Below are 6,000 nucleotides of genomic sequence, written 5' to 3'. Positions count from 1 at the left end.
TCCGCAGACACGACGCGCCGCCGCTACGCGGCGGATGGATCGCAGCGCTCCGCGCTGCTGGCCGGCGACTCCGTCGCCGGTGTGGCCAACTCCGTCGGCCACGGCTCGAATTGCTCCGCAATTCGGCCTGCAGAAATTCGCTCCGCGAATTTCTGGGGCTGGCTACAGGACAGGGTGTGGTCTGTCGGGGCTGCGCTTCAACCGGGGCGAATGTTCGGGTTCTGTTGATCCTGATCAATCCGAAGGTCTGTCAACTTCTTTACAGAGCAAGGACATTGACAGGATTCGACGCGAGTTCTTGGGCCAGGATGCCGGAGAAGCAGCTTCACGATGCTTCTTTTCCTGTTCCCCTATTCGGCTCTGATAATCGATAGTGCGAAAAGCAGGTCTGGATGAAGCATCGGCCTCTGCGGGGACGAGGCCGTGTCCAGCAGCTGTCGGCCTGTGAGATCGGCCAGAAGGTCCTCGCTGACCGAAGCAAGTGGACGGCGGGGGTCGAGGTGATGCTGCAGGGTCTCCACAACGGGAACCGCCTGGTCGTGTCGTGTGGGAGGGCGTTGTCGGTCGGCGGTCCGATCGCAGTGAGCAGCTCAGCACCCTGGTGTGTACTCAACATGCCTGGTGAAACCGCGAATTGTGACTGCATCAAGCCTGCTACGCGGGCAGCTGACTGCAGGATGAGGCTCGGCTTTCCTGGTCTGCTCGTTCCGGACTGGGTAAGTACTTTCTCTCCTTGACCACCCATCAAAGGCCAGTGCCCCGATCCTGGGCCCTCAATCGCCCATGCTGTGCGTCATTCTTGGAGCTCAGCTTTCCTAGGGACTCAGAACGCACCACCTGAAGCACCTCGCAAACCCTCAAAAACCCCATTCCGTTGGAACTCATCCACCATCAGAAATGCGCTGCGCGAGTTTCGACAGGTGCTGGGCATCCTAGATCCGCTGGGAGTCAATACACAGGCCGAGGCCGCGTTGATCGAGGAGATCGGTACCCGGGCCGATATCCCCCTCTCCCCGATAGAGGCACCCAGCCACCCCACCACCGGAACACACCCATGCCACTACACGCCCTGCCACACTCTCCTCCGAAACACAAGCGCACGCCATTCGAGTGGTGGTCGACATCTTCGACAAGTTGAGGATGGCTTTGTCCACGAGAACAGGCAGCAGATGTTCACCACTTCGGGAGGCATCCCGCACACCGAGGATTCGAACGGTGACGTTACACAGCATGGTGGTGCACGGTCTCGCACAGCGGGTGAAAAACACGTTGGCTGGTCCGCCGCTGATCTGCGACGATGCCCTCCGCTTGTCTTACGGAGGATGTTTGTTCGTCTTCGTGTGTGCTCATTGTGGCGCCAGGCTGACCATCCCGCTGTCCCAGGTCGCGCTTCCAGTCCACGCTCATCAGAAGTACGGGAACGGGGTCCAGCTCCCGGTGCTCATGGAGTCGGGCACGTTCGCCGTGGACCCGGAGCCCTGGGGGCCGCCGTGGCGGAGGTGGGAGGAGATCCATCCGGACGAGGCGACCGCCCGCGGTGTCTACGCGCCGGTGTACGCCCTCTCCGACGGCGCGCCTGGCGCGATCGTCATCGCGCCAGGCGACGCCAGCGGCACGGTGCTGATCCCGGGAATTCACGGAGGCGGCTATTGCTGCGGCCTCGACGGTGCCGACGGCCCGAACGTGGCCTGCGCGGAGTGCGCCCTGCCCGTGGCGAGCCGGATCGACGACTGCTCGCTCTGGCAGGCTATGTGGCTCGCCCCGAACGCCGTACGCCGCCTTCCCATCGCCGGCTTCGGCGCCACACTGCTTTCCTGGTCCCAGCTGATGGCGGAAGGGAAGGGCACGCCCCCGTTTGAGCCGATCGCCGCATGGAGGTCGCGGATGGCGGCAGGCCACTGGTCCAACTACTGGTGGTCGTGGAACCCGCAGTGGGAGGCCGCGGCGGGCCAGGCGCTCGCCCACCTGCTGGCGGCTTCGGCGGGCCAACCAGTGATCGTCCCGGACGGCTTGGTCGGGCAGGTCTTCCAACGCGCGCTCGATGCCCTGTTGCCCGCGGGTCCGCAGGCGCGGTGCGCCGTCCTGGCCGGCCCGGGACTGCCGGCTCCCAGCGCAGACGCCTCCATCCTCCTCGTGCCATCCCATCCGCAGACGGGGAAGACCTGGGCCCCAGCCGACCCGGCACCGTACCTAGTGCCGCTGCCGTTCGGAGTGTGGTTGTGGCTGGCCTTCCCCGAGTCGGACCTGCCCGTCCCCACGTCTGGCGCCCTGCCCATCGGCGCCCTCCGCGACGACTTCGACCCGCCCGCGCCACGCCCCCGTCACCTGTTCCGGGCCGATCCGGAAGTGTTCCGGCGCACCCTAGTCCGGCTGCCGACCGTCCGCAGCCCGTGGCTGCGCGAGATCCTCGAGAACCTCACGCACCACATGCGCACTGGTCTCTTCTAGCCGACGGACAGTGGATTGCTGCTCACTTTCCGGAACCACGGCAATCGAACAGCACCAGGCACCGGTGCCTCCCGAAGTGGTGAACATCTGCTGCCTGTTCTCGTGGACAAAGCCAGTCGTCGGCGGCCCGCGCCATCGTGTGCACACCTCTCACTACACAGCTCGCGTCCCTCACGTGTGCAGTCTCGACCCGGGCCGTGCCGTACGCGCGGCGGGAACTCGAATGTGCGTACGGGCTGGCCGTAGGTAGGCCGCACGCAACAAGGGCGGCTATGCCCGTCCCGCGGCGAGAACGGGGCCCACATCGTGGCGTGGGGCCGTGCGGTGGTTCTTCGAGCCGGGCGTCCGGCCTGGGCCGGGTCGGGACGGTTGCGGTGCACTGGCGGGAGAGTCGGCCTTCGTGCGCAGGTTTCTGGACCCCCAGCCCACTCGGGCGAGCGTGAGTTCGTTCGGCGGGGTCGCTCCTCCCAGGGCTGCCAAAGGGTTCGGCGGCCAGCAGGCGGGCCAGCCGGGGCTGGGCGTATGCCGCGATCGCCAGCCACGTTCACTGCTCGGCCGCATCCGAGCTGCGAAGCCGGGGCTTCCTCCAGCCGAGTGTCTGCTTGAACAAGCGAAATGTGTGGTCCAGGTCGAAGCAGCGAAGGAAAGACTGTCAGCACGGGTCGACATCCGCAGGCCGTGAAGGCCCGTCCAGATCCTGACAGCCATGCCCGTCCGCCCGGGCATGGCCTCCCGGGGGCAGACACTCCGGTGTAAGCGGCACGCTGAGCATCCTGCGGAGCTCCCCCTTCCGCTGACCGCCGCTCCTACCCTGGCAGGTATGACTACGGGGGATGAACTACTCCTGCTCGCAATGGTCCCGGGCAGGCGGCGCATACGCATACGAAGCGACGATCGCCTTCGATACGCGCTGCGGGCCTCGGAGCTGGCAGATCTGTGCCTGGCCGGACGGATCACCGTCGGGCGCCGACGGATCGAGGTGTTGGACACCCGGCCTGTCGAAGACCGTCGTCTGAGCAATGTCCTGCGAGGTCTCGGCAGAGCTACTCCCCCGCCCGGCCTCAAGGACTGGCTGCGCCAGGCACCGCGCTCCCTGACCGTCGAGTACCTCTCCCGGCTGGAGGACCAGAAGGCGGTCCGTGTCCGTCGGTGGCGCGACCCCAGCGGCCGTACCCGCAACGACATTCTTTCCATGGACATGCCGCGTCGCCAAGAGCTACTGACCCGCCTCGACAGCGTGGTCCGCTCCGACTCCGAGAGGTCCACCACTGACTGCAACCTCATCCTCGCCCTGCTTGCCCAGGCCGCGGGCCTCGCCCCTGCCGCCTACCCTGGACTACGCGGCATGACCCACCGTCGTCGTATGGCCGCCCTCGCCGCGACGTACCGTCTCATCCCAGCAGCCACCGGGACTGTCCCGGTCGCCGACGTGGAGCTCGCCTCGGCACTGACCGCAGGCGCCGACGTCCTTACCCGCCAACTCCTCGGCGAGCTCAGTGACCTCTATGCCGACTTCACCACCGGCGGCCACGGTCTTGGCCACGGCTTGGATTCCGGCGGTTGGTCCGAGAGCGGCGCAGGCGGCACCGGCCACCACGGCGACGGGCACACCGGCTGGTGACTCCGACAGCCGCGAGTCGAACGGCACTTGACCTTCCCGGGCTCAGTACGCGAGGCGTGAGGACGCTCCCGCCACCTATCAGGTGACATGGTGTCAGGGGCTCTTCCTTCCCATCTTGTGCTCGGCGTCGAGCCCAAAACAGAAGCGATGCGAGAGCGACTGATACCCGGTAGGGCTGGGCGGTCTTGTCGTAGCGGGTGGCAATGCCGCGCCACAGCTGCTCATCGCCGTTCCTCTAGCCAGCCTTCACGCCGCTACCGACAACGGCGCCCTGCGTCGGCCCTGTCGTCGGGGGGGATGCCTCCCCATGCTCCGATTTGACGGGCTCCCACCTCTGACGACCCCTCCGGTCCCCGCCACATGCAACGCCCAGGCACCGGTTCAGCCTCTCTCCGGTGCAACCCTCTCGGCGGCCGCCCGAGACCGGGGAAGGCGCGGCGTGGCCCAGGTCGGATCCCACCGCCAGGCCGCCCAGTGCTCTGCATGCGCGAACAGTCCGGCACGTGCGGCGAGCATCGCCAGCACCTCCGAGCGGGCGTCGTCGACGGCCCGGTGTTCGGCGCCGGAGACGATGCCGAGGCGACGCGCGTGCGCGTACTCGTCTTCGTCCTTCCACTCCCAGTGCGTGAGGTCGGGCGTGATGACCAGGTCCACCGTGAGGTCGAAGGTGTCGAACCCGGCCTCGGTGCGGCGGGTGGGGTGCTCGAAGTTGACGTACCAGTTCCGGAGTCGGCGTCCACCTGCGCTGTCGGGGACGAAGAAGGCGTTGACGCTGAACCAGGCCGCAGGCGGCTTCCACAGCAGCAGATCGGTCTCCTGCCACACCGCGTCCACGAGCTCCCACGGGCCGGTAGCCATCGCGTCGAGCGCCTCTGTGCGCACCGAGCGGTCCCCGAGATCGCGGGCCTTCGCGTACAGCTCGGGCCAACGCGCCTCAGCCCCGGGCGCGCAGGCGCTCACCAGTGCCTCGCCGGTGTCAGCGAGGACCCGCAGTGCCTGTTCGCTCCATGCTCTGCCCGAGCGGTGCACCTCGCGCCGTACAACTGTCTCGCCCGTCTCAAAACTTCGCACCATGTCCTCCTTTGTCGCCGGCAACCATCAGCACGGTGGTGTTCCCAGCCGTTGCTCCGCGATCGCCCGACAGGCCCGTTGACTCGTCTATGGTGTTCGGTCACCATGGCCTGGTGACCGACCAGGCGGGACCATCACCGTTACGGGGCATCGCCCTGCTCGCCGTCCTGGCGGGAACCCTCAGTCTCTCCGGATGCAGCAGCGGTGACAGCGGCGAGTCCGCCGCCCCGGGCGCCTCCTCAGCCACGTCCGCAAGTCCGCCGCCCTCCGTCGCGGCCACCCGCGCCGCGTCTCCGTCCCCCACCCCTTCCTGTGTCCGGGGTGACAAGGACTGGTTGGACAGCAATCTGCGTGGGCGCAGCGTGACCGGCTACCTGCCCATCGAGTTCGGCGGACCGCCGAAGCTCTGCAAACCCGTGACCGTTCACGTGGGCTATTTCGACGTGACTTTCACCACCGTCATGGACGGGGCGAAGCCGAAGCGGGGCTACACGGTGGAAACGGTGGACCGGCAGCACTTCGCCGTCGACGGCTCAGCGCTGGTCAAGGCGAACCCGCCCTCGGACAGCGGCAGTTCTTCCTACTCGTGCACCGGGCGCCTGATGATCATGTCGCTCGGCAAGCAGCTGGGGCCCGGTGACATCAAGAGCATCAGCTGGTCGCAGTACGAGGGGAGCGATGCCTTCGGGAACATCGGGATCTCGTTCAAGGACAACGCAAGCATCGTCCGATATGACCTGCAGGCCCCGACCGATGCCACCACCTGCTGATCCGAGAACACTGAGTCGAGGGGGGTGATGCGGATGGTGTTGTGGGTTCTCAGTTCGGTGGAGGTGCTGGGCGAGGGCGTCGGTGCGGCG

5 protein-coding genes are annotated in these 6,000 nt (G+C 66.9%); 4 read left to right on the top strand and 1 reads right to left on the bottom strand.

Going from position 1 to position 6,000, the window contains the following annotated elements; translation table 11 throughout:
• The 3 genes from ACFVFH_RS28275 to ACFVFH_RS28265 form a co-directional block, all read left to right on the top strand.
• Positions 1 to 228: hypothetical protein (locus ACFVFH_RS28275; RefSeq protein ID WP_383773672.1), on the top strand; the 228-nt coding region annotated here is incomplete at its 5' end.
• A 1,098-nt stretch (positions 229 to 1,326) separates the two neighbouring features.
• On the top strand, positions 1,327 to 2,448 hold the full coding sequence (locus ACFVFH_RS28270; RefSeq protein ID WP_383773692.1) for a hypothetical protein: 1,122 nt from the start codon (positions 1,327 to 1,329) through the stop codon (positions 2,446 to 2,448).
• Between the two features lie 820 nt (positions 2,449 to 3,268).
• Positions 3,269 to 4,069, top strand: coding sequence for a GPP34 family phosphoprotein (locus ACFVFH_RS28265; protein WP_383773670.1), 801 nt, complete (start codon positions 3,269 to 3,271; stop codon positions 4,067 to 4,069).
• A gap of 381 nt (positions 4,070 to 4,450) precedes the next feature.
• Here ACFVFH_RS28265 and ACFVFH_RS28260 read toward each other — a convergent pair whose 3' ends face one another.
• Positions 4,451 to 5,143: a DUF402 domain-containing protein gene (locus ACFVFH_RS28260; RefSeq protein ID WP_383773668.1), complete on the bottom strand. Its 693-nt coding sequence runs from the start codon at positions 5,141 to 5,143 to the stop codon at positions 4,451 to 4,453.
• Between the two features lie 110 nt (positions 5,144 to 5,253).
• Between ACFVFH_RS28260 and ACFVFH_RS28255 the strand changes: the two genes are divergently transcribed.
• Positions 5,254 to 5,910 carry a hypothetical protein gene (locus ACFVFH_RS28255; RefSeq protein ID WP_383773694.1) on the top strand — a complete coding sequence of 219 codons (657 nt, stop codon included), beginning with the start codon at positions 5,254 to 5,256 and terminating at the stop codon, positions 5,908 to 5,910.
• Positions 5,911 to 6,000 lie beyond the last annotated feature (90 nt).

Origin of the sequence: Streptomyces sp. NPDC057697, from assembly GCF_042799335.1 — a bacterium.
Lineage (GTDB): Bacteria > Actinomycetota > Actinomycetes > Streptomycetales > Streptomycetaceae > Streptomyces.
The sequence above is the reverse complement of the archived record's forward strand: the minus strand, read 5'-3'. Positions and strand labels throughout refer to the sequence as shown.

Coding starts and splice junctions, on each gene's coding strand:
- ACFVFH_RS28260 (WP_383773668.1), bottom strand. CDS start 5,143: ATGGTGCGAAGTTTTGAGACGGGCGAGACAGTTGTACGGCGCGAGGTG.
- ACFVFH_RS28265 (WP_383773670.1), top strand. CDS start 3,269: ATGACTACGGGGGATGAACTACTCCTGCTCGCAATGGTCCCGGGCAGG.